Raw genomic sequence first — 25,953 nt, 5'->3', positions numbered from 1 at the left:
CATGAACGGAGACCCGGGAGAGCACCTTATTTTGGTGGCATTCTTCCGGGTCTTTCTTTCTCGCTTAAACGAGCGTTTTATAGTAAAATGGGGCGATGCAACACTATACGATTATGAGGTGCCCTTATGTCCATTAGCTTCACAACATCCATTATCAGCCGCTTAAAAAGAGAAATCGCTGACATGCAAAAGCAAACCAGCAACGATAAAAGCAAAAAAGAGAAAGCTCTCTCTAAAATAAAACAGCTGCAAAAAAACATCAAAATGAGCTCTTCCCCCACCGACCTTAGCAGCAAGATGACTCAAATTACGAAATTAAACGAAGAGGTAGCCAGAATTGACGCTTCGCAGGCTGCTTTAACGAAACAATTAGCTGCAAAAAATGCAGAGCTTCGGCAGCAGCTGGCCAAAAACGAGCAAAAAAGCGATAAATAGCTTTAGCATAGAGACCTTTTACAAGTTCAAATGAGCTTGCGAAGGGTCTTTTTGTTTTCAACTTGTTATGGTGAGATTGTCCATTCCTCGTATACTTTAACCAAACGCGCGCATCCTATGGAAAAAAAGCAGGGCGGGGATTGTATGCATACAGTTTGGAAAGGTGCGATCAGCTTTGGGTTGGTTCATGTGCCTGTAAAAATGTTTACGGCTACAGAAGATAAGGATGTTCATTTTCGCCAAATACATAAGGTTTGCGGCATGCCTATTTCCTATGTGAAGACTTGTCCTCACTGCGATGAAGCGGTTAAACCAGAGGATATCGCTAAAGGTTTTGAATACGAGAAGGACAAGTTTGTGCTCTTTAATGAAGAAGAGCTTGAAGCGCTAAAGCCTGAATCTGCACGGGTTATTCAAATTCTTGATTTTGTCGATTTATCGGATATTGACCCTCTCTATTATCAAAAAGCGTATTACCTCTCCCCCGACATGTCAGGGGCTGGAGCTTATACGCTGCTGCTTGAAGCGATCAAGCAAACAGGTAAAATCGGCATCGCCAAAATATCGATCCGAAGCAAAAGCAGCTTGGCCGCGATTCGCGTTGTCGGAAACTGCTTATGCATGGAGACGATGCATTATCCAGATGAAATTCGTCCGCTCGCAGAGGTGCCTAACCTGCCTGGACTGGCTAATGTCAATGAAAAAGAGCTGCAAATGGCAAAGCAGCTCATTGAACAGCTGTCTGAACCGTTTCATCCTGAAAAATATACCGATGATTACCGGGCTGCCATGCTTGAAGCTATTCAGCATAAAATGGCGGGCGAAAGCGTTGATATGGTCTCTGCTCCGGCTGTTGGACGGACGAATGTCATTGATTTGATGGCTGCGCTGCAAGCTTCCCTTGAAGCGGCCAAAACACCGCCTGCTGCTCCAAAGAAAAGGAAGAGTACCACTAGAAAAACGAAGGATGCCGGATAATGAACACGATGTCTTTGCTTCCTCTACCGAAGGTGCCTATGGCGCCAGTCACTTCGCCCGTTATCCCTACTGGCTCGGAGTGGGGATATCAAATCAAATGGGATGGCGTTCGCACACTCGCTCGATTAGACGGCAACGGCGGTGTTGAACTATTTTCCAAACGAGTAGAGCCGCGAAATACCACATTCCCTGAAATTGTTGCGCTCTTGTCGCCGCTGCGCGTTGGGCCTTGCATCCTTGATGGTGAAATCGTCTATTTTGACGGAACTCGTCCAAACTTTCAGCGCAGCCGCCTAGGTGTACAGAAAAGGTCAGGCAAAGATGATCTCTTATTCGTCATGTTTGATATGCTCAATGATAACGGTGAAGATTTGCGCAGCTTTCCCTTCCGTGATCGTTACAGCCGGCTTGCTGCCAAGTTTCCTGAAAAATCGCCGCGCCTGTTCGTCACCGACTTGTTTGATGATGGTCAGTCCTTATGGGAATGGCTTATCGAGCGGGAGTGGGAAGGGCTCATATCGAAGCGTCTGGATAGTCCTTACAGCGAGGGCAAAGGCCATAAGGATTGGTTCAAGAAACGGAAGGAAGTACGAATCGTCGCGGACGTTGTTGGGGTGAAATTAAGGGATGGCCTCGTGTCGAGCCTCGTGCTGCAATATGAGAATAAATATATTGGGCATGTGTCAGGGCTCGACAACGCGTCCAAAAAACTGCTGCTCCAGTTTATGCATGACCACCCTGGAGATTGCCCCTTCCCGTCGCTTTCGCAAGGCATGAAGAAATCAGACGTAGTCTGGCTTGCCGTACATTTCCCATGCAGGGTGACCGCACTCGAGTTTACCGATACGGGTCTGCTTCGCCAGCCGAAACTGCTAGGTTTTGGTGCGGGAGACGGCGAGGTTTAGCGCTGATGAAAAGTTTGATCGGATGATTAAAGAGGAGGTTGCCCCACAAGATCATATTACTTGCGGGACAACCTCCTCATACACTTTTCCGCCCACAACCCGCCAAATCCCCCACCATTGGCTGATTCAGTAAAAATAGCGCTAGAATCTAGACCTATTTTAAACAAATATGCAACTTTCACAGAAATAGGACTAGAAAGTAGTCTTATTTCTACTCATAACCCGCCAAATCCCCCACCATTGGCTGATTCAGTAAAAATAGCGCTAGAATCTAGACCTATTTTCAACAAACATGCAACTTTCACAGAAATAGGACTAGAAAGTAGTCTTATTTCTACTCATAACCCTCCAAATGCCCCATTATACGTCGATTTAATAAAAATAGCGCTAGAATCTAGACCTATTTTCAACAAACATGAGCTTTTCGCGGAAATAGGACTAGAAAGTAGGCTTATTTCTGCTCACAACCCACAAAATGCTCCACTATGCGTCGATTCAGTAAAAATAGCGCTAGAATCTAGTCCTATTTTCAACAAACATGAGCTTTTCGCGGAAATAGGACTAGAAAGTAGGCTTATTTTCACCCATACCCCGCCAAATGTCTCTCTATGCGTCAATTCAGTAAAAATAGCGCTAGAATCTAGACCTATTTTCAACAAACATCAGCTTTTCGCAGAAATAGGACTAGTTAATAGCCTTATTTCCACTCATAACCCGCCAAATGCCCCTCTATGCGTTGATTCAGTAAAAATAGCGCTAGAATCTAGAGCTATTTTCAACAAACATAAGCTTTTCACGGAAATAGGTCTAGAAAATAGGTTTATTTTGAAAAACTGACTTCCTCTTGTGCTTCAGAGCCGCACCGATACCGCAAAGCAACTTCCAATCCAGCTACTCCTTAAGCCCTTCATATATCGCGTGGAGCAAACGGTGCGTTTCATCACAGCTGTATTCCCAGAACATTACGCCGCCAAGCTCACTTGCTTTCACATATTCACATTTATGATGCAGCGATTGTTCGTCGTCATAGGAGATAAAGCTGCTTCCGTCGTAGAGGTATGGCGCCTTCGCTTCATCGTCCCAATAGCGAACATAATTGTTTTTATTAATGTATTCTGCTGCAAGCTTGGTGAAATCTGGTCCATATCCGCCTGTGGTGCCCGCCATTTGATGAAGCCCATTCGCGCGATTAGGAACGTTATGCCAAACCCGAGTATAAAACGCCGCGCCTATCACAATCTTTTCCTTCGGCACGCCTGCTCGGATGAACAAGTTAACAGATGCATCCGTACTGATTCGGAATAAATCTCCAGTTGGTGTATACAGATTCGTATGATGCCCCGTCAAAATTTGAAACCCACCGCGCATATCGTAGGTCATCAGCTGAACAAAATCCAAATATTGCTGGACTTGATCCATTTCCGTACCGTCTACGTAATATTGGTCCGCGCCTGCGGCAATCGTAAGCAAATAATGTTTTCCGTCACTTGCGCCCTTCTCGTCCAAAGCTTCGCGAATGGTTTTGAGCAGCAGAGTGAAATTGGTTTTATCATCTGGACTCGACGCTATGCCCGCTTCACCATAACAAGGATATTCCCAGTCGAGATCGACTCCATCAAATGGAAAGTTGGTTAATACACGAACCGCCGAATCTGCGAAGCGGCTTCTCCCTTCAGCGGTAGATGCAGCTTCAGAAAACCCGCCTGCGCTCCATCCGCCGACAGACAATAGAATAGTCAGCTCTGGATGCTCGTGTTTAATCCTGCGAAGAACATCAATATTTTTCAAATGCTCTGTAATAATTTCATCATTGCGCACATGGCCAAATGCCACATTCAAATGGGTAAGCTTCGTTAAATCTTCCCGCGTCATGTCTGGAAGCTTCGAATCTGACGCATATCCCGCCACAATATATTTTCGACTTGCCATTACGTATCACTCCGTTTCGTTGGCTGCTGCCATATGCTAGTGAGAATCTGCAATGCTTCTTTTCCCGTACCGATCTTGTATCCTGATGCTGTATAACGAATTTGATCTTGGTTATCCAGTACGAGCAGATGCGGGAAACCCGCTTCGCTAGCTGGCGGCTCTGCTATAAAGTCCGGCAAAGCCGCGTAAGTGGAATCACGAACAAACACGATACGCGAAGGCAACCCCTTATAACGAGAAGGATCAAAAGATGCCGTCCATTCGGAATCACCTACGACAAGCACAATCGGCGCTCCAAGTTCGTTCAACGGCTCAGCAAGCTCACCGAGTTCACGGAATAAATGTTTGGTAGGCTCACGCTCCGGCTCCAGCCAAGCAACAATTGCCCCATTCATGCCGATAAGCTCACCAATCGCTTGGTCTGAACCACCCAGCATCGTAAACGTATCGTTTCTGTTCAGCGTCCCTAGTACTGGAATACCTTGCTTCGCACTTCGGAAAGTCAACGGAATATCCATTTGTTCTCCTGCACGCAGCTCGAAATAGGAAAAGCGAACGCATGCGGTGCCATCTTTTAACCGAATACCTGTGGTCAATCGATAGCTGCCTTGCGCAAGCTCGAACGGCTCATCGTATACATCAGATTTCCCATTAGGGTAGACCAACGTTTTATATATGCCGTTCTCCAGCCGGGCGAACGTGAAGTTCTCAGAGTACGAAGCTGCCGGAGCTTCATCGGATGACTCGTTATCTTTAAGAAGACGCAGCTTGCCGTTTTCCTTCTGCTCCAATTGCTGCATCGCTCGATTTGCAAATAACGCATCCTGCCAGCAGCCGTTAGCCATCGTCATGTATTGCGGCTTCTGCTCACTTGGATGCAAGCGTGCTGGAATGCCTATGCTGCGACAGATTGCCACAAACATAATATCGAGAGAAGCCTGATCCCCCTTTTTGATCTGAAAGGTACCAACAGGGTTGCCTCTGCCCTTCAGATTGGGAAGGTCCTCCCACAACGACCACTCTGAATCCAGATGGCGTACAAGCTCAGCAGCATTTTGCCGGAACAATGCTACTTGTGCTTCCGTGAACACCTCTTGGAAAAAATGCTTATAAGGCACGATCATTTCATATAACACTCGCGGACAAAGGATGTACCGCAAGAAGATGTCTTCGGGAAGCTCGCCGCGCTGCGACAGAGAACCGATGAGATGATCGTCAAGCTCCTTGCGGAACGAATCGGAAAGATCTTTCTCGTTCAAGCTCTCCAGCAGCTTAAGCGGCCATTCTCCAAATTCAGCGGAGCGTTCCTGCAAGAAGGCTGCGATCTCGCGGCTATTTCCCCGTGCCTTGTGCAGCACATCCCACACCCGCTCCTGTGGAAGACCAGCAGCCGCGGCAATATCCGACGCCTGCGATTCGCTTAGGAATGTTTGTTCATAGCCGCTGCGGATGCCCGTGCCTTCTTCCAGGCGGCTATTATGCCGCTGAACCTTCTCCTCGGAAAGCACATCGAGAGCTTTGCCATTTCGTTCAGGAGGTGGAACCATATCAAAGTCAGTTATCCCTTTGGGCTGCTGCACTTGATCCAGAACGATCTCGAAGCGCACACGATCACTAACTGTAATCTTCTTTTCTCCCCACTTGCCATCCATCACAGCACGAATCAACAGATCTCCGTAGCCTGTCTTAAACGCTGCCTCACCCTGCTCGTTTGTCTTCAGCTCAGCAATCGGATAAAATTCAGCCATATTATAGAGCTCAAAATAAACATTCGCGCCGCTGACCGGTTGGTTCAGCTTATCCTTCACAGCGACAGTGATGCTTCGAGTAGGCGCATAACCTTCAAGCAAATTGATTTCTGTAAACCAATTATCCGCAAGCGTGATGTCCTCAGGGCCCGGGTAATTTGCGAATACTCGAGTATTGATCAGCATTGCCCGCCGGGCTGGAGGAGTGAACCAGCCTTGATCAAGGCGAGCTTCCGGCTCACATGCGCCGATATAATGCCACTGCCCGTCAGCCCAAGCTTCTACCCAAGCATGGTTATCGTCACAATGCGCCCAGCGCGGGGTGTACACTTGGCGAGCAGGAATGCCAATGCTCCGAAGCGCTGCAACAGCAAGCGTCGATTCCTCACCACACCGGCCTCGAGCATTTCGAATCATCGTAAGCGGCGAGATCGTCCGCAGATCGCTGCCAATGTAGTTCGCCTTCTCATGGCACCAGTAGTTCGTCTCCAGAATCGCATCCTCCATCGACAAAAACGCGGTACGCTCCGCCAGTTCACTGTATAAGATACCGCGTGAATCCTCGATGTTCTCCGTGTTCACACGGTAGGGCAACACAAAATGCAGGAAGAGATGATCCGGCACCCGCTCCCCCCAAGGCACTTTTCCCCGAATGTCCAGCGTTTGCCGCACATGGCTTAGAAATAACGTACCGTCATAATCAGCCATATCGTTTACAGGCATATAGGCGTACAAATATTTGAGCGCCCATGTCTCTTCATCTGTCAGCGGCTGCTGAAAAATATCAAACAGCTCATGCTCTCTCGCCTTAGCGAGCAGCTGCTTCTCACGAAACTTGCGTTCAATCAGCTCCATCGACGCTTGCTCTAATGAGAATACAGAGGTTTGCAATGTCATGCTAACTCACTCCTTCCATAGCTTTCCGTCTTGCCTAATGCAGAAGCTCGACTTCCCATCGCTAGACGGCGTTGTGATTTGGAACATGGAGCGGGTCGTCTCAATGACAGGCAATATGCTCCACTGCTCTCCGCCATGCATCAACGATTCCGCATCCGCAGTAAATTCACCGTGATTTGCGAAGTAATTGCGCTCACGATAATAGAGCTTGCGCAGCTCCCACTTTATGCGTTCATCCGGCGGCTGTTCGAACGAATCCGGGCCATCTTCCCCTGCAAACATGACATAACCCCATAGCTCAGGATAATGCATATTAATAAGTCCCATCGGAGACCATACCCAGTTGTCCTCTGGATAGGATTTGCCCGTTTCCGGATTGATGATCTTGCGGTATTCGCCATCCTTCACTTCAACGCGCCATTCAACGCGGGAGAAATTGACGCGCCAAAACTCGCCATTAACTGGCGCTCTGCCTTCAGGCGCGCATTCGCGCAAGCTTTTCCAAGGCATCGCTACCTCAATGCTCCACTTCCGATTCGCTGCTTCCGGCCGATTCAGCTCGCCTTCAATATGTACGGCTGTCTGAAGCCCGCTAATGTCCCAGCCGTTAATCGGCGGACCGCCGTCGCGGTATGGCTTAACCAGCAGCAGATCCCACACGGTGTTCAGCGCGTTAATTTCAAACTCGTAATAATTGTGGCTGTCACCATCGGGATCAATAAATATTTCAAAATCATTATCATAAAAAATGACCGAATCCCGCTCCGTCAACGTCGCCCAAATCTCGTCTTCAATCAATTCTGCCGCAAAATAGAAATAGTCGTCATCCCACAGCATTTTCACGCGGGTCTGCTTCGCAGGTTTGGGCCGGAGATCGCCTTCAATATCGACAAAATCATCCGTCCAGTCCGCCGCTGCCCAGAACGGCTTATCAACTCGCCCGTCAAGAATGAGCGGCTCCGCCGCGCGGCGACATACATAATGTTTGGGTGCATATTCGATGTTAGGCTCCTGCAATCCGCTTAAATTCATGTTATCCCTCCGTTTGAATTGCTATGAATCTATGAAAACGATGAAGCTCGCTTAAAGTACACATTCATGCCAGAAACGGCGCAGGTTGTCCATCGCAATACGGGAGGCGGATTTGCACTCTTCCATGCCTTCAAATTCGATCGTCATATAACCATCGTAACCCGATTCCTTAATAAGCTTGACGATTTTACGGATCTCAATATCCCCTTGTCCTACAATCGCCCCGCGCAAGTAGTTACCGTTCGAGGTCAAAAACCAATCACCGTCACCCGGATGCTGATCATATGGACGGAAGTAGAAATCTTTGAAATGGATAAGTGATGCATAAGGCAAGTTTTTCTTAACGCCGATGATCGAATTCTCATCCACGCACATAAAGTTGCCGATATCGAGTGTCGTCTTGAAGTTCGGCCGGTCTACCGCATGAAGAACACGTTGAACCCGGTCGCTGGACTGTACGCTGAAGCCATGATTCTCTATCGTCGTTGTAATGCCGTATTGCGCGGCATAGTCCGCGATGAGCTGGCTGCCCTTCACCATGAGATGCAGGTTCTCCTCGAACCACCGTATCGTCATCTTCTCCTGCGGAATGGTGAAGGCGGTTACATCATGCCGCATATGATTCATGCCGAGTCGATGCACAAGATCAACATGCAGCTTGACCCGCGCGACTTCCTCTTCAAACAATTGCTCCGTATCCTGCACGAAGTTCGCCGGCATCGAATAGTTGGAGAGGGCAATGCCAACCTCCTTTGCTTTCTCGCGTACAGCATCCGCCAGCTCAGGGTTGTCAACGAGCGTATAGCCATATGGAACAATCTCCATATGCTCGCCGCCGTTATCCGCTATCCAAGAGATAGCATCAAGAATGCTCATCTCTCCCGATTTTATGGCGCTTAGCAAGCTGTAAGAACTTAATCCAATTTTCATCGTTTCTTCCTCCTAAGTAGACTGATCACATGATTAGTTATGCGTTACAACTGCGCCAGAACCACCATACATATCTAGCTCCTCATCAAATTCCAGCTTAAGCACGGTCACTTGCTTGTGAGTGTCTTCCGCTGTCAGATGAATCCATGTCGTCCCCGGAATATTGAACCATGGCACCCCGCCATGAATTTCATGCGTAAGCTCTTTGCCGGAATGCAGCACCGTAATCTTTTTGACCTTGTTGCATAATCCCTTTAGGCATACATTCTCTTTCGGATCATCATACACAAACAGATACAGTGACTTTTTATCTTTGGATATGGTGCTGCCGCCCAAATAATAGCGGGTCATAATGCCTTCGTCTGTCCCAAATACCGCTTCTTCGTGCGTTCGAATCCATTCGCCTAATCCCAGCAAAATATTCTCTTGCCGTTTATCTATCGTTCCATCCTCCATCGGCCCGATATCAAGCAGCATGTTGCCGCCCAAGGTAATGCAATCACAGAACATTCGAATGATTTGATTTAATGATTTATATTTATCGTCCGTCGGCACATACCCCCACGAACTATTAATGGTTGTGCAAAACTCCCAAGGCCCCTCCGGCCGCGTTATCGGAATCCCTTGCTCCGGCGTTTTATAATCCCCGTAACCTTGCAGGCGCGAGTTGATAATAATGTCTGGGTTAAACGATTGCAGATACTGCTTGAATTCGGGCAAATTCCACTGCTCAGCGCTGCGTTCCCAATCGCCGTCGAACCAAAGAAGATCAACCTTCCCATAGTTCGTTAAAACCTCCCGCAGCTGATCATTGTTAAACTTCAGAAAAGCATTCCACTTTTCTTCATCCTGAACACCATCTATCGGGCTCGAAAATTTGTTAACCTTAGACAAGTCATCCGGCACCTTGCCGCCTTCAAACACAGATGGATAATCGGGATGCGACCAGTCGATGAGCGAATAATACATCCCAAGTCGAATCCCTCTTTTCGTGACGGCTTCCGCATATTCCTTGATCAGATCCCGCTTTGCCGGCGTTTTCTTCACAACGCTAAGGTCGCTGTACTGTGTATCAAACAATGCTACGCCGTCGTGGTGCTTGGTCGTAAGCACTGTGTACTTCGCTCCCGATTGCTCAATTAAATCAGCCCATTTGTCCGCATCGAACTTCGAAGCCGTAAAGCCGTCCAATTGTTTCATATAATCGTCATAGCTCATTCTTCCGTTATAGAACGACCATGACTCGGAGACACCATCTACTGCATAAATGCCATAATGTATAAAAATACCTAGCTTAGCTTCCTTAAACCATTGCTGCATAGCAGACTACCCCTCTCGATTAACGAATCCGAAACACATGCGCGATTGGTGCTTGTTCTGAGTATTCATTCACTGGCAAACGGACAATAATGCCGTTTTCTGCTTGGCTGTACTGCAAATGGTCTTGTCCGCCTACGAGATCAATCTGGCTGAAAGACTTCTGTATAGGGAGGTATAATTCCTCTTTCACAGCCTCTTTTTCATCCTTGTACAAATAAAAGGCATAAACCGTATCTCCTTTTCTCGTAAAGTGGCAATTGTCAGCAGAAAAAGGCTCACAAATTCGTGTTCCATAGATCGCCTCACCATAAACCTTCAACCAATCGCCCATCCCTTTGATGCGGCTAATGGCTGTAGTCGATAGCCTGCCGTCAGGCTGCGGACCGACATTAAGTGCCAGGTTTCCGCCTTTCGCAACGATTTCAACGAGCAGATGGATCAACTGTCGAACGGTCTTATACTTGTCCTCATAACGGAAGGAGAATGAGGTGCCCATCGTAATACAGCTCTCCCACGGCACGTTAAGCGGACGCTCAGGCAATGTCTGCTCTGGTGTTATGACATTTTCATAAGGGCCGCCGACCGTGCGGTCAGCCGAGAGCAGCCAAGGCTGAATTTCCCGCGCCTTCTCAACCACCTCGCCTAATCGGATGTTTTGATCGCGGTAATCGTTCACCCAACCTGCATCGAGCCATAACATATCGATGCGGCCATATTTCGTCATCAACTCCATAATTTGCGCATGGGTGAACTGCACGAATTGCTCCCATAAATGCGGATATTGCTTCGGGTCATAGGAAGGCCCCCGCGCGGTAAACGACCCACGCTCCATGCCTGGCGCCCAGTAATATGGCGTATGCCAATCTGCCTTCGAGAAGTATGCAGATATAGCTAAGCCCTTTGCGCGGAAAGCATCAAACAGCTGCTTGCAAATATCGGCGTACTTATGCGAATGGAAAGGACAATCAGGGCTCGTAATCCGGTAATCCGTCGTATGGGTATCCCACATGCAGAAGCCGTCATGATGCTTGGTTGTAAAATTTAAATACTTAAAGCCATTCTCCGCAGCAAGATCTGCCCATAGCTCAGGCTGAAAGCGAAGCGGGTTAAAGGTATTGTTTAGCCCAAAATACTGCCGCTTCAATTCCTCTGCGTCTACATTCCAATCGATGCCATCGCGTGACCATTCCTCATCCTTATCACTAAGCGCCCATGATTCAACTACACCTAACTGTGAATATGGCCCCCAGTGCATCATAAGGCCCAGCTTCTGATCCTTGAACCACTCCAGCCGCTCCTGCAGAAGCGGGTCCTCTGGCTTTACCCATTGCTCTTCGCTGCTGTAATTGTGGACACCCTGCTCAACAACTTGCTCTATTTCTTCTGTCGTCTTTATTTCGCTCATGGTTACCTCCAAGTATAGTAGGACTTTCGTAAGCGTTACGTTCATTGCCTTCTTCTGCTCTATGTCCAAATTGTAAATTTGTTGCTATGATTAGTAGCGACGAAAAGGATTGATCGATCATAGGGGGCAGACGAGATGAAACGAAACTACTTCAAATCCAAACTGTTTTTAAAATATATCTGGTCCTACTTGTTTATTCTGCTTATCCCATTAGTACTTATGACGATATTTATCTATCAAAACGCAGTAACCAATCTACGTACTGAAATTGAGCAATCCCGCCTCAGCCAGCTCACGCAAGCCAAGGTTATTGTTGACGGGCGGATGAAGGAGCTAAGTGAAATTGCTTCACGCGTCTCGTATGACAAGAGGCTGACTCCGTTTCGGGTTCACGATTCTTATTACAGCGGTGAAGCGATTCAAGCACTGGATCAATACAAAGCGACCAGCTCTATCATTAGCGAGATGTTCTTGTATTTTCACAAGGATGAAAATATTTATTCCGCGAAGGGTCTATCGAGCATGGATGTATTCGCAAACACCTTTACCTTTCACAATTGGAGCAAAGACACTATTTTTCAAGATTTGAATACGGTTAAATATCCAACGATGCGTCCAGCTGATACCGTAGTCCTAAGCGCTAATTTGCAGGATTCGATGCTTGCTTATCTTGTTCCCATTACGCCATACAACCCTAATCCACACGGAACGATTATGTATCTAATTAAAGAATCAGAGCTTACGAGTTTAATTGATTCGATTCTAGGCAATTATCAAGGCTTGACTTATATTTTGGACAACAAAGGTCAAATTCTAGTAGACAATCGCCAGGGCGAAGCCTTAACGAATGCAGAGGCGCAGTCTCTATATAGTCTCGCGCCAGGCATTCATGATAAAACCTTAAACGGCAAGCCGCATTCCATCGTATCCGTAAAATCAGAAAATAATGGCTGGACTTATGTGACCGTCATGCCAAGTTCCCAGTTTCTTAGCAGCGTAGTGCATGTCCGCAGCTTCATCGTCATGCTGTTCCTCATCGTTGTGGTCGTTGGAGCGGCGATTGCCCTCGTGCTTGCTAGAATGCAATATCTGCCGATCTCTACGCTTGTAGAGTTCGCAAATTCCAAATCCAAGCCGAAGCATTCCGCTGATCAATCAATCGAAAACGGAAACGAGCTTGATCGAATACGAACAGCGCTGCAGCAATACAGCTCGCGAGTTGATCTTCAAGAGCCATACGCTCGCAATCACTTTTTGTCCATGCTGCTGAAATATGGGAATGCGCAAAGTCTTTCACCAGAGCTGCAAGAGGCCTTCGATCTTCATTTCGACCAATCTCATCACTTTGTTATGGTAATTGGATGGGATGAAGTCGAAGATACGCAAGAGGAACGACAGGAGCGGCAAGAAATGATAGAGCTGCTCTCCCAAATCGAATTCCCGGAGCTGGCTGCTCATGCCTATGGCGTAGAGCTCCCTCAGCTCGATCAGCTTGCACTCATTATCAGCTTTAATAGGAACCAAGCCGATCAGGAATTTGTTCCTGTGCGCCACATTGCTGAAGCGGTGCTCTGCACGATACTAGAGACGTTCGATGTTACGCCTACGATTGGCGTTGGAACCTGCTATTCAAGCCCTGACCAGCTGAATCAGTCCTTTATTGAAGCTTGCTCTGCTTTTGAGCTGCAAGCGACAAGCGGTCATGGCACGATCACCTATTTTGAGAAGCTGCAAGATACACCTGATCATACCTTTTGGATACCGAATAATTCGCTGCTCAAGCTTTCTCAAAGCTTGAAGCAAGGAAGCTATGATGTAGCTGCACAAATGATCAGCCCGTCGATCCGCAGCCTGCAATCATCCGAGCTGTCTGCCCTGCTCAAACGCTGCATATGCTTTGACATTTTGAATACGATGCTAAAAACCGCGTCCGAGCTTGGCATTCAAAATGTGATTCAAGACATGGCTCCTAACATGATTTACAGCCACTCCTTGGATGAAATCGAGACTGGCTTTCTGAATCTCGCCTCCCGAATCTGCAATCAAGTGGAGCGCAACAATCAGAAGGAGGAGCAATCACAGATTGATCGGATCGTTTCCTATATCGATGAGCATTTTAGAGACCATACGCTCAGCCTAGAAACGATTGCATATGAGTATGCCATTTCGCCATCACATGTGAGCCGTTCATTTAAGGAAAAGATGGGCCTTAACTTCATCCAATACATTTGGCAAAAAAGAATGGAAGAGGTTATGCATCATCTGAAAACGACAAACGCACCGCTTAAGGACATCATTATTCAAGTCGGCTATTTGGATACGCCTAACTTTATACGCAAATTTAAGAAAGAAACCGGCTATACGCCTGGTCAATATCGCAAGCAATTCTGGGAGAACGAACAGGCGCAATTGCTTTCTGATTCAGATGATGAATAATAAACAAAACCCGGTCAGCATTTCGCATGACCGGGTTTTTGCTGTTTCTGGGTTCATGCTCTTGTTCGTTTATTTATCTGTCAATTATCTGTCGTATGCGCTTTGGTAAAGCTCAGCGATCCGATTTCCGCCCATTTTTTTAATTTGCTCTAAATACTTGTCCCAGTTGGCCATCGACTCTTGACCTGTAACAAACTTGGCTTCCATCTGTTGCACATACGTGTTCAGATCAGATAACAAAGCAGAAGCCTCATTTTGCTCTTCGTTGGTCAAATAAACATTAGGGTAAGGCGATTTGGCGATTGGCGTAAGCTTCTCTGCATTTTCCTTATCGATCCATAAGTCGAATTCGCTGCGAAGTCCGATCGCAAGCTCGCCAGAGTTCATGCCCGGCGTAAGAATTCCGTAATTTGGTGTTATTTTGCCGCGGTATTCTTCACGGTCGCCGCCGCCCGGAACAGGAAGCCATTCCTTCTCATGTTTTTCTTTGTCTTTATATTTCCATAGAAGATCCTCTGGACCTTGATTGAACAATGTAGCGCCTTCATAGCTGTATAGATAATCTACCCAGCGCATCGTTGCTTCTGGAGATGGATTGCTGCTTGTAATAGCGAAAGTACCATTTGCCGATATGCCAGGATGTTTGCCGTAGACTGGAGAATCAGCTATTTCACTCTTCACAGGCGTCATCAATGGATTGTCTCCGCTTGGTTCGCCGCCTAACGTAAAGTAAGGGTAGTAGTCGTTGAAGACAGCGATTTGATTGTTTTCTCCTTTTGCTTTCTTCTGCTCGCCGGTTTGTGAGAAGGTCTCATGATCAAGCAGCTCTTCCTTCCATAGACGATTCATAAACGTTAGATATCCTTTGTATCCTTCCTCTTGAGGCGTATAATGCACTTTGCCATCCTTATCCGCATAGATGACCTCATCATAGATGCCCCAGAAGCCGAGGAAGTACATGCGCAAATCATCCAGCTTTACGGAAGTTAACGGAATTTCATCCTTTTTCCCATTTCCATTAGGATCTTCTTCCTTCACACGCTTCAGATAGTCATACAGCTCTTCAGTCGTCTTAGGCTCCGTTACACCGAGGGTTTTCAGGAACTTGCCATTATACCACATTGGACCGCGATACCAGACGGCTGCCAGATCAATATTAGGCAGCGCATAAATATGGCCGTCTGGTGTTGTAAAGGACTTCCGAATTTCCGGATGTTCATCAAAAATCTTTTTGATATTAGGCGCATAACCTTCATCAATATATTTTTCAAGAGGAATAAGAACGCCTTGTGTACCGTAAGTTACTTGCTCTGCCGGCTTAAGATCCGCTGCATAAAACATATCCGGCAAGTCGCCGCTTGCAAATACTAGGTTTTTCTTGGTCGCAAAGCTATCAAGCGGGGCATTCTGGAACTGCAGCTTAATGCCAGTCAGCTTCTCCATCTCTTGAAGCACAGGCATTTGGTTCCAATCCGCAACGCCAACATCCTGTGACATCATCTTCAGCGTAATCGGTTCGCTAACAATCGGGAAACCGTCTTTGCTTACCCCTGAAGCTTCAACGGATGTTGATCCTTTGGAACCCGTACTGCCGTTATTTGACTTACCCTCGTTCGGTGAACCACATGCCGCTAATACGGAAGCAAGCAGCGTTATGCTGAGTAACAAAGATGATGCTTTTTTTAGCTTTTTCATCCTAAACCCTCTCCCTTTTTTAAATGATTTATGAGCAAAATCAGCCCTTAACGGAACCAATCATGACACCTTGCACAAAGTAACGCTGAAGAAATGGATAAACGGTGATAATCGGTGCTGTCGCTACGATAATAACCGCGTATTTGACCAGCGCCGCAATCTCTGCCTTACTGTTGAGAGCCGACGCCGTAGAAGCATCCATTGCGCCGCCGCCCTGAGCCGACATCTCCTGCAACACAAGAATTTGCCGCAGCACGAGCTGCAAAGGATATTTTGCGGCATCATTCAAATAAATGAGTGCCGAGAAGTAGCTGTTCCAGTTGCCAACACCATAGAACAAAGCCATAACGGCGATGATTGGCATGGACAGCGGCAAAATGATTTTGACGAACAGCCGCAGGTTGGTGCACCCGTCAATTTGGGCAGCCTCTTGCAGTTCTTTTGGTATAGAGGATTGGAAAAAAGTGCGCGCTACAATGATGTTCCAGATTGAAGCGGCCGAAGGAATTACGATTGCCCAAATTGTATTCACCATACCAAGTTCCTTGATGAGCAAATAACTTGGTACGAGCCCTCCTCCAAAAAACATCGTGACGAGGAACATCCCCATAAAAAAGTTGCGTCCCATAAAGTCTTTGCGGCTTAGAGCGTAGGCTGCAGGCAGCGTAACGAATAAATTGATCGACGTGCCTACTACCGTATAAAGAATGGTGTTGCCGTAACCTGTCCATATGCTGGAGTTTTGGAACACCCTCTGATAACCTTCAAACGTAATGCCTTTTGGCCACAGCCACATCTCGCCGGAACCTACCAATTTCGGATCGCTTATCGAAGCGCTAATCATATAAATGACAGGATAGGCGACTACAATAAAAGCGAGAAATACATAAATATAGTTGCATATCAGAAACACTTTATCCCTTCCGGACTCTTTAACGGCGGAAACCATCGGTCATACCTCCTTCTTCTACCACAGGCTGTTTTCGTTGGTGCGTCTTACGATCTGATTGACAAGCACTAAAATAATGGCGTTAATGACGGAATTGAACAGGCCGATCGCCGTCGAGAAGCTATACTGGGCATCGACAAGCCCTGATCGGTATACGAAGGTTGAAATGACATCGGATGCTCCCATGTTAAGCGAGTTTTGGAGCAGCAATATTTTCTCAAATCCAACCCCAAGCAAGCTTCCCATGTTCAGAATTAAAAGAATGGTCATCGTAGGGATAATCGTCGGAATGTTAATATGAAGCACCCGTTGGAAGCGTGATGCTCCGTCTATAATGGCTGCCTCATGCAGACCCGGGTCTACTCCTGAAAGCGCAGCCAAATATATGATTGTTCCCCATCCTGCGCTTTGCCAAACACCAGAGAATACGTACATCGTCTTAAACCACTTCGGGTCCGTCAAGAAATCTGGAGCATCAAATCCAAGCCACTCAATAAGATGTGTCACTATTCCCGATGAAGGCGACAAGAACGTAATGATCATGCCTGCCATAACAACGACTGAAATGAAATGCGGCGCATAAGTGACGGTCTGAGCCATCTTCTTGAAGGAACCACCCTTCAGCTCATTGAAGGCAAGCGCCAGTATAATCGGTATTGGAAACCCAATAGCGAGTTCATACAGGCTAATACTTAACGTGTTCCATATCAAGTCCCAAAAGTAATAAGAATGAAAAAATCGGACAAAATGGTCGAAACCGACCCAAGGGCTTCCGAAAATCCCTTTCGTTGGTATGAAGTTCTTAAATGCGATTTGTATGCCGTACATCGGACCGTAAGAGAAGATTAGAAAGTAGAAAAATGCGGGTGCAATGAATAGATACAATTCCCAATTTTGAAGGAGTCTTTTCCACATTCTGCTCTTCTCTTTCGTCGGTTCCGGAAGCATATTTGGTGCTGCCACTTGACTTGCTTCCTGCATAAAATCACTCCTTTCCCATTTCGTTGTAATTGCTTTTGTTTGGTGATTGGCGACAGGAATTTCGGAAATGCTATCGCTTACATTCACAACAATACGGAACATAACAATTCTCGTAAATATGTCATTTCCCGTATCGAATGATAGCGCTTTATATTTATGAGGAAACATCAATTCGCGAACTACTGCGACTATTCAGATAACTTCTCAAATGTGTCATTTTTGTTGATAAATCGCCTATTTATCGGCAACCGCAAGATTTACCAATCGATTTTCGCCCCGAATACAAGCCCAAGCCCCCTCAGAGAGTGGTCTATTCAAGAATGACATGTATGCGTTTTCATTGATTCTAAGCCAATTGATCCTTTTTCATATTGCGGTTGCCTATTTAGAGTATTTCCTATCGTTCCATTGCAAAAAAAAGAGCATCCGCATCTGCACGCAGCTACTCTTCTATTGCTATTTCAGCATCACTTATCGTTATCTTTTTTCTCTTTGCTTGAAACAAATTTCTTTCTGTTCATTGCTCCCCATGAATGACGGCCTCTTCTAAAATTAAAAATTCCTTCAACACGGAACAGAACAGTAAGCTGACGATAACCTAGGTTTTCCAACACACCGAACAGCACAAGCAGCAAAGTTTCTTTAAGCGAGCTGTATTTGCGAAATGTAATTTGCTCGAGTAAGATGCTGCCCATTGATAAGGTAGTGCCGAGTAAAAACGCGATAACAAAAAAAGTAATAAAGCTGTCAAATGCAAGCAAGCCAAATAAATAGGCAAGTGGGATAAAGATATAGCCGAGTGCCTCAACAATTGGCCCAATTAATTCGAATATCCAATAGTAAGGCAGTGTCACCATGCCAATCTTGCCGTATTTCGGATTAAAGAGCATTCTCCTATAGCTTATCAGCGTATCAAAAAGACCAATTTGCCATCTTCTCCGCTGGCTTCTTAGATCCTTCATTGTTTCTGGAGCTTGAGTCCAGCAAATCGGGTCCGCTAGAAATTGTATTTTGTATTTCCTCTTCTGGTCTTTCATCGCCTTATGAAGTCTAACAATAATATCCATATCTTCACCGATCGTATTCACTTTGTACCCGCCGCACTCAATAACGACCCTCTTATTAAACGCACCAAATGCACCGGAAATAATGAGTATGGAATTAAGCTTGCTGAAGCTCGTACGGCCAGTCAGGAAAGCTCGGAAATATTCAATAATCTGAAATTTCGCCATATTGCTTTTCGGAATATTCATCTCCATAAGCTTGCCGTCTTTAATGATCGAGCCGTTGGCAATTCTGACGATCCCTCCAACAGCAATCGTTTCAGGATTCTCCACAAATAACATCGTGAGCTTGATAAGGGCATCATTTTCTAAGATGGAATCGGCATCGATGCATGCAAAAATAGGATAGACAGACACATTAATGCCCGCATTAAGGGCGTCCGCTTTGCCGCCGTTTATTTTATCTACAAATATTAATTGCTCGTATTGATTGCTTCGGTAAATGCCAGCTACTTCATTCGTAGGCAAGCTTTGCATAATGGGCTGGTTTACCTTTTTTAAATTGAACTCGTTTATGATCTTTTCTTTTGTGAAATCGGTGGAGCCGTCATTTACAATAATAATCTCATACTCAAAATAATTTAGAGCTAGCAGCGATTTAATATTATCAACTATCGTTTTCTCTTCGTTGTACGCAGGGACAATGATAGAAATCGGAATCATATTTTTCGAATCGATGTATCTTTTATAATCCGAAGCTTTCATTTTTCGTAAATAACTAAACATATCTAACGAAGCGATCAGCATTTGCCCATTATAAAAGATGTTTATTCCAATCGTATACAGCATACAAAACTCGCTGAAATAAATAATAAACATTCTGAGAATATACATGTTGTTGAAAACCATCCTCGTTTTTCTAAGTTGTCATTAGGAAGTCATTTCGATCACACTAATCACGGCATCCCGAGCAAATTTATCGTCTCCATCGATGATCCTTGAAGCGTAAGCAATGCCTCCAGGAATGAGAACAAGTGCACTGGCGGCATGATGTCTTACCCACCACACACTGTCGCCTGTTGTTTTCCCTAAATCCGCTAAACTATTTTTAGTCCCAATCTTCTCAAGGCCCTTAGCAGCAGCTGCTCTAACCTCCCAATCATGATCATCAAGCTTGGTTAGCATAGAAGCTTCATAATCTGGATTATTCAGCTCGCTCAGCGCTCTTATCGATGCGATTCTAAGGTTCTTATCCTCACTATTCAAATATTTAATATAATGCTCGCTTAAGCCTTCAATACTGTAATCAGCAACCGCTTTTATTAGAATGCCCTTCATATAGTCATCACTTCTATCAATTGTTTGTCGGAACAGCTCTTCCTTTGAGCCGTCAAAAGCAGAAATAATTTCAATAATAGCTCTATGAGACAAGTTCATATTTTGGGAGTCATAGGTTAGAACATGAACTAGCCCCTCCAAATCACCAAGCTTCGCAAGAGCCAGCATCATATTATAAATCACATCATTATTTTTGCTTGAAATAAGCGTAAGGATAGATGCCGTTGTATCTCTGAGCTGCAATTCCCCTAGATGCCGACAGGCTAAGGACTGAATATGAACGCTGTTTGATTGCAGTCTTTTGAGCAGAAAAGCTTTCGTACCTGTTAATTCATATATGTTCATCAACTGTTCATGATGGGTATGGATAAAATCAGCATCGTGATTAATGACGATATTAATGAACAGCTCTTTTTTTCTAGCACTTTTTCCGACGATTTTATTCAGTTTTTGCACGATCGTTCGTTTATTTTTATTTTCAGTGTAAAAGTAGGATGTGAATACTTCTTCCAGCTGCTTCTTCAATTGGCTAGTCGCGGACTCGCTAAAGTAACGAAAAAACCAAATGACGATAATCGATATGAAAAAAAATGAAAATAACGCTGATGAAATGAGCAGCAAATATAATGCTTCTTTTGTCATATATCCTCCTGCGCAAAAAGTTGTTTAAGCATGTCGTAGCTTTTCTTATTGCGAGATACGTATTCGGGTTTCGTCCATGTATTCCATGTAAAGGTTCGGTAGCCGGATGACGTAACGCTTTCGGGAAACTGATAATCGACCTTATGCGTTTTTTTATCCATAATAACGAGTGAAGCGACTATGCCATCCGTCATTCGGACAGCAACGCCGTCTCTTATGTTCTCGATTGCCCCTTGTTTCTTCTCATCATCTAATACGAGCAAGCTGGACGGATCAGTAAAGTTCAAGCTCGCCCATGGAATTCTAAGATACAGCGTCTTGCCCTCAAAATAAAAATGGCTGCTGCTGTTGTCAAAGCTGCCTGCATTCAAGGTTGATCCATCCCGCATCATTTTCTCATAAATGCCGTTAGACGATACGGAAGTGTAATAACTGCCTTTGCTCGCATTATATTGCGGGATTACGAGTAATTCGGCTTGCTTCGCATTTTGAATGCTGACATTAAACTCTGCACCAGACCAGTTTTCATTCACGTCAGGAGCCAGCATATATTCGCCATTTTTTCTGTCAACGGTGTCCAAATAGATCATAATGTTCTTCTGATTAAACTTCGGCAGTTCACTGAATTCGGCTGTTATATAGAAATAAGATTCGTTAGCAGCATAAGAAATGGTGCGCAGAGGATCTGTTCCCCGCAAGGTCATTGCATACTCTGTCGGCGTAGGTGATTCTATCGCTAAAATACCGTATCGCTGAGCAGGATCAATGACGTTGTGCCAGAGGCTTCCATGCTCATAAGGGATCATCAGGGAAGAGGTAAACCGGCTGCTTTTTCCCCATTGATCCGCCCATTCATAAACAAGCCCGCCCATACTGCCGCTGTCCTTTATGATTTTCATCATCGCAACGATGCCTTCTCCTTGCTCAGCCTCGCTGTTCTGACCGTCCTTATGGCCAGAAGCGGATATTTGCGATGAACCTAGGCTTGTAGACAATCCAAATTCGCTAATAAGTACCGGATACTTTTTTTGAGTGCTCATAAAACGTTCCAAATACTGCTTATAAGCTGCATAGTCAGGTTTTGCTTCCTTCGTTTCCCCAGCTATAAATGCCGGATGATCGGGAAAGACATTGTACGCGCCAAAAAATCCACTGATCACTTTGCTAGAAATAACAATATGATTAATATCCACTGAAACCGCGTCATCGAGCGTCTCTGGATTTGATGCAGCATGTTCGAGAATGTCTAGCTCTGGAATGCTGGTAATCGCTGCTGGATGCTGCATGTTGTAATTAATTTGCTCATATTGAAAGATACGATCCGATAGGGAAGCAAGCCACGACTCGGTAGGCGTTGCGTCTACGCTTGATGAAACATAGTCCCCACTATAGTTGTAAGAGGAATGTGCTTGATCCGTGGCCTTTACCTTTTGAGGGGTTAAGCCTGGGTCAACTAAAAAACCAAGGATATAGCCTGACACATCATTCATGTACAGCTCGGAGTTCATCCCATCTTTGGTTTTTAACTTGGCATTCCCATGAACCGCGTTTATGGTATCTTGAATCGCTTGTTTGTAGGCTGCATTGTACTCTTGATTCAGCAAGTCGCCTGATGGCGGCTCACTGCTCGCCGATATATTTTGAAGCAAATACAGCGGTTTATCTTGATGATTCGTATTGTAAATATCAAGCGCTCGATAAAAGCCTGAAGGCATCAACGTGTATACTCGTATCGTATTGGCGTTCATTAGACCAATCTTCTCAAGCCACTCTGAATAAATAGCCGTATCCTCCGGGAAGCTTCCTTCAGGTATACCTGGTATTGCAGTGCCAATATTCATCCCTTTTACGAACATGCTCTTCCAAGCTCCGTTTTCATAAACGGAAAATGCATTGTCGACTATTTTGGATACGAGCTGTGTACCATTTGAAGCTGCCTCTGCTTTCGCCTGGAATGTAATGCTTTCATCTAGTGGCTTTGTTTCCTTCAACAGCTTGGACATAAGAGGCACATAAAAATGCCAATAAAAATACGAATGATCCCCTTCGCTGTTTACACTGAATATTTTGTATAGCGTAGAAGCACCCCAAAACCGTTTAATCTTCTCCGGCTCCTTATAATCACTAAAATCACCCGCAAAATAATAGGAGCTCTTCTTGCCGGATTTATTTGCAATAACTGCTGGAAATCTAGTATTCAGCCCTAAAACCTTCAATTGCTCCTGGCCTGCTTCCGTAGCGTTTAAGTCATACCATGCGATTACCGACTTATCGTCTGCTGGCTCAATGATTTCAAACCAGTTATAGTAATCAATCGTGTCCGTATGATAGCTGCCAGCTTGATCCTCAGTCATGAACAGGCTGATCGATTGTCCTGTAAAGTCTTTGCCGCGCTCCAATATGATGATTCTATTGTTGCCCGCAATAACGATTCCCGCTCCCGTTAAGCTCCACTTTTTCCCGTATTGCTGCTCATAGGTTGCTCTTATCCAATTCGGTACATCTTCTGCCGACGATAATTCCGAGAAAAACTTGCCTGCCCACCCCTTAAAGCCGACGTTAAAAATAGCTTCAAGCTCCTTGGATACGTTTGGCGCAGTAGGCTCGCCTGCAATATTGTATTCGCCAATAACCGTTGTCCCTTTAGCATAGCTGGTAGCTATTAAACTAACCTCATCAATCGTCAGGCCTGAAACCCCTTTTGGTTCCACACCATTCACCTTTGAATTGCCTGTGCCGTACGCATCCGAAATATAGATCAGATCTGGCACATTAGCTCGTTTATCAAAAGGAACAGCCGTTAATTTCCCATCAGCGAGGAAATTCCCATAATAATCCTTCTTGGCGTCATAAGCTTTATTCGTTACGGGGTTATTTATGCGCAGATGATCCATGATCCAAAACAACCCGCGCTGCTTGCTGTAATCCAGCTCTCTTATGCCGCTCGTTTCAGATGCTTGAGTTGGAAAGGTTTTATTAATGACAACGACATCAAGGTTTTTGCTTGGTGTAAGCAGCCAAACGATGAAAGGAATCAATAAACCAATGAATAAAGCTATTAAAATGATATAGCGAGCTTTCATATTTCTTTTTTTCATTTGTATTCCTCATTTTATATATGAATTAATTCATCGCTTGAAATCCTTTTTGCAAAATGTAATAGGAAGGCTTTAATCGTTCATGAAATGTCGGCTGCTCCCATTCCTTCCAGCTATATTCCTCCATTGCTATAGGCTGCTGCGTCGTTTCCGGCGTGCTGCCCGTCTTGATATGCTGTATGCCAAAGCTTATTCCATCTACCTTCAGCTTTGATATTTTTCCACGAGCAAACATATCATCAATGACATATTTATGAGATGGGTCCATCACATTCAGCAGCTGCCACGGAATTCTCATTTCCACTTTTCCATCTTTATAATAAAAATCACTTAATGAATTAAAATCAGGGTTATCCGGATTGCCTATTCCGTATTGGAGCAGCCCCGTCTCATATCCTGCAAAAGGAACGACCTTGTTCAGCTGCGGAACTACGTAGCTTTTATTTAAACTAAGCCTAATGGGGTTAAAAATACCCGTGTTCTTATGATGAAAGGCTGGGTTCTTGTCGATGAGGCTCGTTTGAACCGCATATCTAAAATAGTAGTTATCGTAATAGGCATCTACTAACACATGCGAGTCCGTTGGACCATGAATTTTCACTGCAAAGTCTGCATCCTTGCTAAATGTGGTGCCGAGCTGTGAAAAGCTTGTGTTCCCTTGTTCCTTTATCGTATCGATCGGTATGATTAACGTGTCCTTATTAAAATCGTAGTCTTCAGCATCAATCATGAGATAGACATATCCCTCATCACTTTTTACGTATAGCTTGGTATGATCGTCAGCGTACAGGGGAGTATCATTTGCCCAATCATCGAACGAACCATCGATATAACGGATGCTTTTTTCGTTGCCAGGATCAAGCGCTAATAAACCAAAATGCTGCTCATTCGTTTGAGCATTAAGCCAGTATGGCCTTGAATCAGGCAAATCCAAATCATTGTTGTTCCACGTTCGCTTAAACCATTCATCCTGCCACGAAAAAACCAATCCCCCTGCTAAATTAGCAGCGTGAATATCCTTCATCATTTTCATCAGCATATCGCCTTGCGTACGTTCATCTATAAAGCCCTGATTAAAACCTGTAATTTTATTTTCATGCGCCTTGCCGCGTGAGGCTGGAATGCCAAATTCCGAAATCAGAACAGGCATGGAATGGAACTTCTTAATTTCCTCTAAATAAGCCAAATAAGGATTGGGTTTTCCCTCGGCATCTTTAAAGTGAATATAATCGGTCTGATAACTAAACGTATCGGGGTAATAGGGGTAAACATGATAAGAGGCAAACATGCCGGCTTTATAGCTGTCATGCCATTTAACATGCTCGACGTTTACTTCTACAAGGTCTTCATTTTTATAAGGCTCGTTAGGATGTTTTAGCGGATCTGTCGTTACCCAATTGGAAAAGGCAACCGGGCTTTGCATGTTATAGGTTGTCATTTCATAATCAATCAACTTATCTCCTACTTCAGTGAGAAAGGCCTCAAACGGAGATGCGCCTACGGTATAAAGGTATTTGCCATCATAATGGCTGCGCTTTGCGTTATTTTCATTCGTGCTGACGACAAGCGAAGGCTCCCATTCAATACCAACAATCCATCCGATGACATACTTCGAAACATCCGAGGTATAATTGCCGTCCGCATGGCCTTTATTTACTGGCAAATAATGATTGCCATGCAAAATATTAATCGTATCTTTAACCGTAACATTCATATCATTTAGAATCTTGTCATTGCTGCCAAAAGCATCATCGATTGTTGCTATATCGCTCTCATTAACCCAAACGCCATGAAACACATAAATAGGCTTCTTGCCATTTTTCACTGCATTTTGATTAAAATCAAATAAGGCATTATAAAACTGCGGCCTTTGTATCGTGTACACTCTGATCGTATTTGCATTCATATCTGAAATATAGCCAAGCCATCTATAGTATTCATCGTATGTAATGGCAACCTCGCCGGGAAAAGCGCCTGGCTTTCCAGCTCCAAGGTTCACACCTTTAATAAATGTTTTCGTCCATTGTCCATTTTCCAATACATAAAAAGAGTTTCCATCCACCTTGCTTACATACTCCGATGCCATTGGTGATGTGGGGTTGTTATGATCTGTTGCATTTATTTTATTTTTCAAAATAAATAAGCTTGAATAGGCTATAACAATTAAAATAATGATAATAATTGAACCGTACATATAGTTCTTACGCGAAATTTTCATTTTCAGCCCCCCG

17 protein-coding genes are annotated in these 25,953 nt (G+C 45.0%); 4 read left to right on the top strand and 13 right to left on the bottom strand.

All coding sequences use genetic code 11. From position 1 onward, the window contains the following. Positions 1 to 126: 126 nt before the first annotated feature. The 3 genes from AB4Z45_RS18460 to AB4Z45_RS18450 all read left to right on the top strand — a co-directional run bounded on the left by AB4Z45_RS18460 (position 127) and on the right by AB4Z45_RS18450 (position 2,318). Positions 127 to 435 carry a hypothetical protein gene (locus AB4Z45_RS18460; RefSeq protein WP_339207312.1) on the top strand — a complete coding sequence of 103 codons (309 nt, stop codon included), beginning with the start codon at positions 127 to 129 and terminating at the stop codon, positions 433 to 435. A 144-nt stretch (positions 436 to 579) separates the two neighbouring features. Continuing rightward, positions 580 to 1,413: a non-homologous end joining protein Ku gene (ku, locus tag AB4Z45_RS18455; protein ID WP_441910715.1), complete on the top strand. Its 834-nt coding sequence runs from the start codon at positions 580 to 582 to the stop codon at positions 1,411 to 1,413. Beyond that, positions 1,413 to 2,318, top strand: a complete 906-nt coding sequence (locus AB4Z45_RS18450) for an ATP-dependent DNA ligase (protein ID WP_441910713.1) — start codon at positions 1,413 to 1,415, stop codon at positions 2,316 to 2,318. The genes ku and AB4Z45_RS18450 overlap by 1 nt, the downstream gene beginning before the upstream one ends. A gap of 891 nt (positions 2,319 to 3,209) precedes the next feature. Here the strand turns inward: AB4Z45_RS18450 and AB4Z45_RS18445 are convergent. From AB4Z45_RS18445 to AB4Z45_RS18420, 6 genes are read right to left on the bottom strand one after another with little or no spacing between them, the layout of a single operon-like run. Continuing rightward, on the bottom strand, positions 3,210 to 4,247 hold the full coding sequence (locus tag AB4Z45_RS18445) for a glycoside hydrolase family 18 protein (RefSeq protein ID WP_441910712.1): 1,038 nt from the start codon (positions 4,245 to 4,247) through the stop codon (positions 3,210 to 3,212). Next, complete coding sequence (locus AB4Z45_RS18440; protein ID WP_441910710.1) at positions 4,247 to 6,892, bottom strand: transglutaminase domain-containing protein; 2,646 nt, start codon at positions 6,890 to 6,892, stop codon at positions 4,247 to 4,249. Before AB4Z45_RS18440 ends, AB4Z45_RS18445 begins: the two co-directional genes overlap by 1 nt. Positions 6,893 to 6,898: 6 nt before the next feature. After that, positions 6,899 to 7,924, bottom strand: coding sequence for a carbohydrate-binding family 9-like protein (locus AB4Z45_RS18435; RefSeq protein ID WP_441910709.1), 1,026 nt, complete (start codon positions 7,922 to 7,924; stop codon positions 6,899 to 6,901). A 51-nt stretch (positions 7,925 to 7,975) separates the two neighbouring features. Then, positions 7,976 to 8,854 carry a sugar phosphate isomerase/epimerase family protein gene (locus tag AB4Z45_RS18430; RefSeq protein WP_339207303.1) on the bottom strand — a complete coding sequence of 293 codons (879 nt, stop codon included), beginning with the start codon at positions 8,852 to 8,854 and terminating at the stop codon, positions 7,976 to 7,978. Positions 8,855 to 8,887: 33 nt separating this feature from the next. Beyond that, a complete protein-coding gene (locus AB4Z45_RS18425) occupies positions 8,888 to 10,174 on the bottom strand; it encodes an alpha-L-fucosidase (protein WP_441910708.1) in 1,287 nt (428 codons plus the stop codon). A gap of 19 nt (positions 10,175 to 10,193) precedes the next feature. Further along, positions 10,194 to 11,579 (bottom strand): alpha-L-fucosidase, encoded by a 1,386-nt coding sequence (locus tag AB4Z45_RS18420; protein WP_441910706.1) that lies wholly within the window; start codon positions 11,577 to 11,579, stop codon positions 10,194 to 10,196. Positions 11,580 to 11,714: 135 nt separating this feature from the next. Here AB4Z45_RS18420 and AB4Z45_RS18415 point away from each other — a divergent pair, with 135 nt between their 5' ends. Continuing rightward, a complete protein-coding gene (locus AB4Z45_RS18415; protein WP_441910705.1) occupies positions 11,715 to 14,015 on the top strand; it encodes a helix-turn-helix domain-containing protein in 2,301 nt (766 codons plus the stop codon). A gap of 84 nt (positions 14,016 to 14,099) precedes the next feature. Here AB4Z45_RS18415 and AB4Z45_RS18410 read toward each other — a convergent pair whose 3' ends face one another. The 7 genes from AB4Z45_RS18410 to AB4Z45_RS18380 form a co-directional block, all read right to left on the bottom strand. Then, the gene (locus AB4Z45_RS18410; protein WP_441910703.1) at positions 14,100 to 15,710 is read right to left on the bottom strand and encodes an extracellular solute-binding protein; all 1,611 of its coding nucleotides are present in this window, start codon (positions 15,708 to 15,710) and stop codon (positions 14,100 to 14,102) included. A gap of 40 nt (positions 15,711 to 15,750) precedes the next feature. Then, on the bottom strand, positions 15,751 to 16,659 hold the full coding sequence (locus tag AB4Z45_RS18405) for a carbohydrate ABC transporter permease (RefSeq protein ID WP_441910702.1): 909 nt from the start codon (positions 16,657 to 16,659) through the stop codon (positions 15,751 to 15,753). A gap of 18 nt (positions 16,660 to 16,677) precedes the next feature. Further along, complete coding sequence (locus AB4Z45_RS18400) at positions 16,678 to 17,640, bottom strand: ABC transporter permease (protein ID WP_441910700.1); 963 nt, start codon at positions 17,638 to 17,640, stop codon at positions 16,678 to 16,680. Positions 17,641 to 18,107: 467 nt separating this feature from the next. Next, on the bottom strand, positions 18,108 to 19,538 hold the full coding sequence (locus AB4Z45_RS18395; RefSeq protein ID WP_441910698.1) for a glycosyltransferase family 2 protein: 1,431 nt from the start codon (positions 19,536 to 19,538) through the stop codon (positions 18,108 to 18,110). Positions 19,539 to 19,574: 36 nt separating this feature from the next. Then, a complete protein-coding gene (locus tag AB4Z45_RS18390; RefSeq protein WP_441910696.1) occupies positions 19,575 to 20,624 on the bottom strand; it encodes a HEAT repeat domain-containing protein in 1,050 nt (349 codons plus the stop codon). After that, positions 20,621 to 23,722 (bottom strand): hypothetical protein, encoded by a 3,102-nt coding sequence (locus AB4Z45_RS18385; RefSeq protein ID WP_441910694.1) that lies wholly within the window; start codon positions 23,720 to 23,722, stop codon positions 20,621 to 20,623. Before AB4Z45_RS18385 ends, AB4Z45_RS18390 begins: the two co-directional genes overlap by 4 nt. Before the next feature lie 25 nt (positions 23,723 to 23,747). Then, the gene (locus AB4Z45_RS18380) at positions 23,748 to 25,940 is read right to left on the bottom strand and encodes a family 2 glycosyl transferase (RefSeq protein WP_441910693.1); all 2,193 of its coding nucleotides are present in this window, start codon (positions 25,938 to 25,940) and stop codon (positions 23,748 to 23,750) included. Positions 25,941 to 25,953 lie beyond the last annotated feature (13 nt).

Source organism: Paenibacillus sp. MCAF9 (assembly GCF_052114265.1).
Classification (GTDB): Bacteria; Bacillota; Bacilli; order Paenibacillales; family Paenibacillaceae; genus Pristimantibacillus.
Note: the sequence above shows the minus strand (reverse complement) of the source record. Positions and strands in the feature narration are given on the sequence as shown.

Bases quoted from the DNA above. Each gene is read 5' to 3' on its own strand.
- AB4Z45_RS18460 (WP_339207312.1), top strand. From the start codon at position 127: ATGTCCATTAGCTTCACAACATCCATTATCAGCCGCTTAAAAAGAGAA.
- ku (WP_441910715.1), top strand. From the start codon at position 580: ATGCATACAGTTTGGAAAGGTGCGATCAGCTTTGGGTTGGTTCATGTG.
- AB4Z45_RS18450 (WP_441910713.1), top strand. From the start codon at position 1,413: ATGAACACGATGTCTTTGCTTCCTCTACCGAAGGTGCCTATGGCGCCA.
- AB4Z45_RS18445 (WP_441910712.1), bottom strand. From the start codon at position 4,247: ATGGCAAGTCGAAAATATATTGTGGCGGGATATGCGTCAGATTCGAAG.
- AB4Z45_RS18440 (WP_441910710.1), bottom strand. From the start codon at position 6,892: ATGACATTGCAAACCTCTGTATTCTCATTAGAGCAAGCGTCGATGGAG.
- AB4Z45_RS18435 (WP_441910709.1), bottom strand. From the start codon at position 7,924: ATGAATTTAAGCGGATTGCAGGAGCCTAACATCGAATATGCACCCAAA.
- AB4Z45_RS18430 (WP_339207303.1), bottom strand. From the start codon at position 8,854: ATGAAAATTGGATTAAGTTCTTACAGCTTGCTAAGCGCCATAAAATCG.
- AB4Z45_RS18425 (WP_441910708.1), bottom strand. From the start codon at position 10,174: ATGCAGCAATGGTTTAAGGAAGCTAAGCTAGGTATTTTTATACATTAT.
- AB4Z45_RS18420 (WP_441910706.1), bottom strand. From the start codon at position 11,579: ATGAGCGAAATAAAGACGACAGAAGAAATAGAGCAAGTTGTTGAGCAG.
- AB4Z45_RS18415 (WP_441910705.1), top strand. From the start codon at position 11,715: ATGAAACGAAACTACTTCAAATCCAAACTGTTTTTAAAATATATCTGG.
- AB4Z45_RS18410 (WP_441910703.1), bottom strand. From the start codon at position 15,710: ATGAAAAAGCTAAAAAAAGCATCATCTTTGTTACTCAGCATAACGCTG.
- AB4Z45_RS18405 (WP_441910702.1), bottom strand. From the start codon at position 16,659: ATGGTTTCCGCCGTTAAAGAGTCCGGAAGGGATAAAGTGTTTCTGATA.
- AB4Z45_RS18400 (WP_441910700.1), bottom strand. From the start codon at position 17,640: ATGCAGGAAGCAAGTCAAGTGGCAGCACCAAATATGCTTCCGGAACCG.
- AB4Z45_RS18395 (WP_441910698.1), bottom strand. From the start codon at position 19,538: ATGTATATTCTCAGAATGTTTATTATTTATTTCAGCGAGTTTTGTATG.
- AB4Z45_RS18390 (WP_441910696.1), bottom strand. From the start codon at position 20,624: ATGACAAAAGAAGCATTATATTTGCTGCTCATTTCATCAGCGTTATTT.
- AB4Z45_RS18385 (WP_441910694.1), bottom strand. From the start codon at position 23,722: ATGAAAAAAAGAAATATGAAAGCTCGCTATATCATTTTAATAGCTTTA.
- AB4Z45_RS18380 (WP_441910693.1), bottom strand. From the start codon at position 25,940: ATGAAAATTTCGCGTAAGAACTATATGTACGGTTCAATTATTATCATT.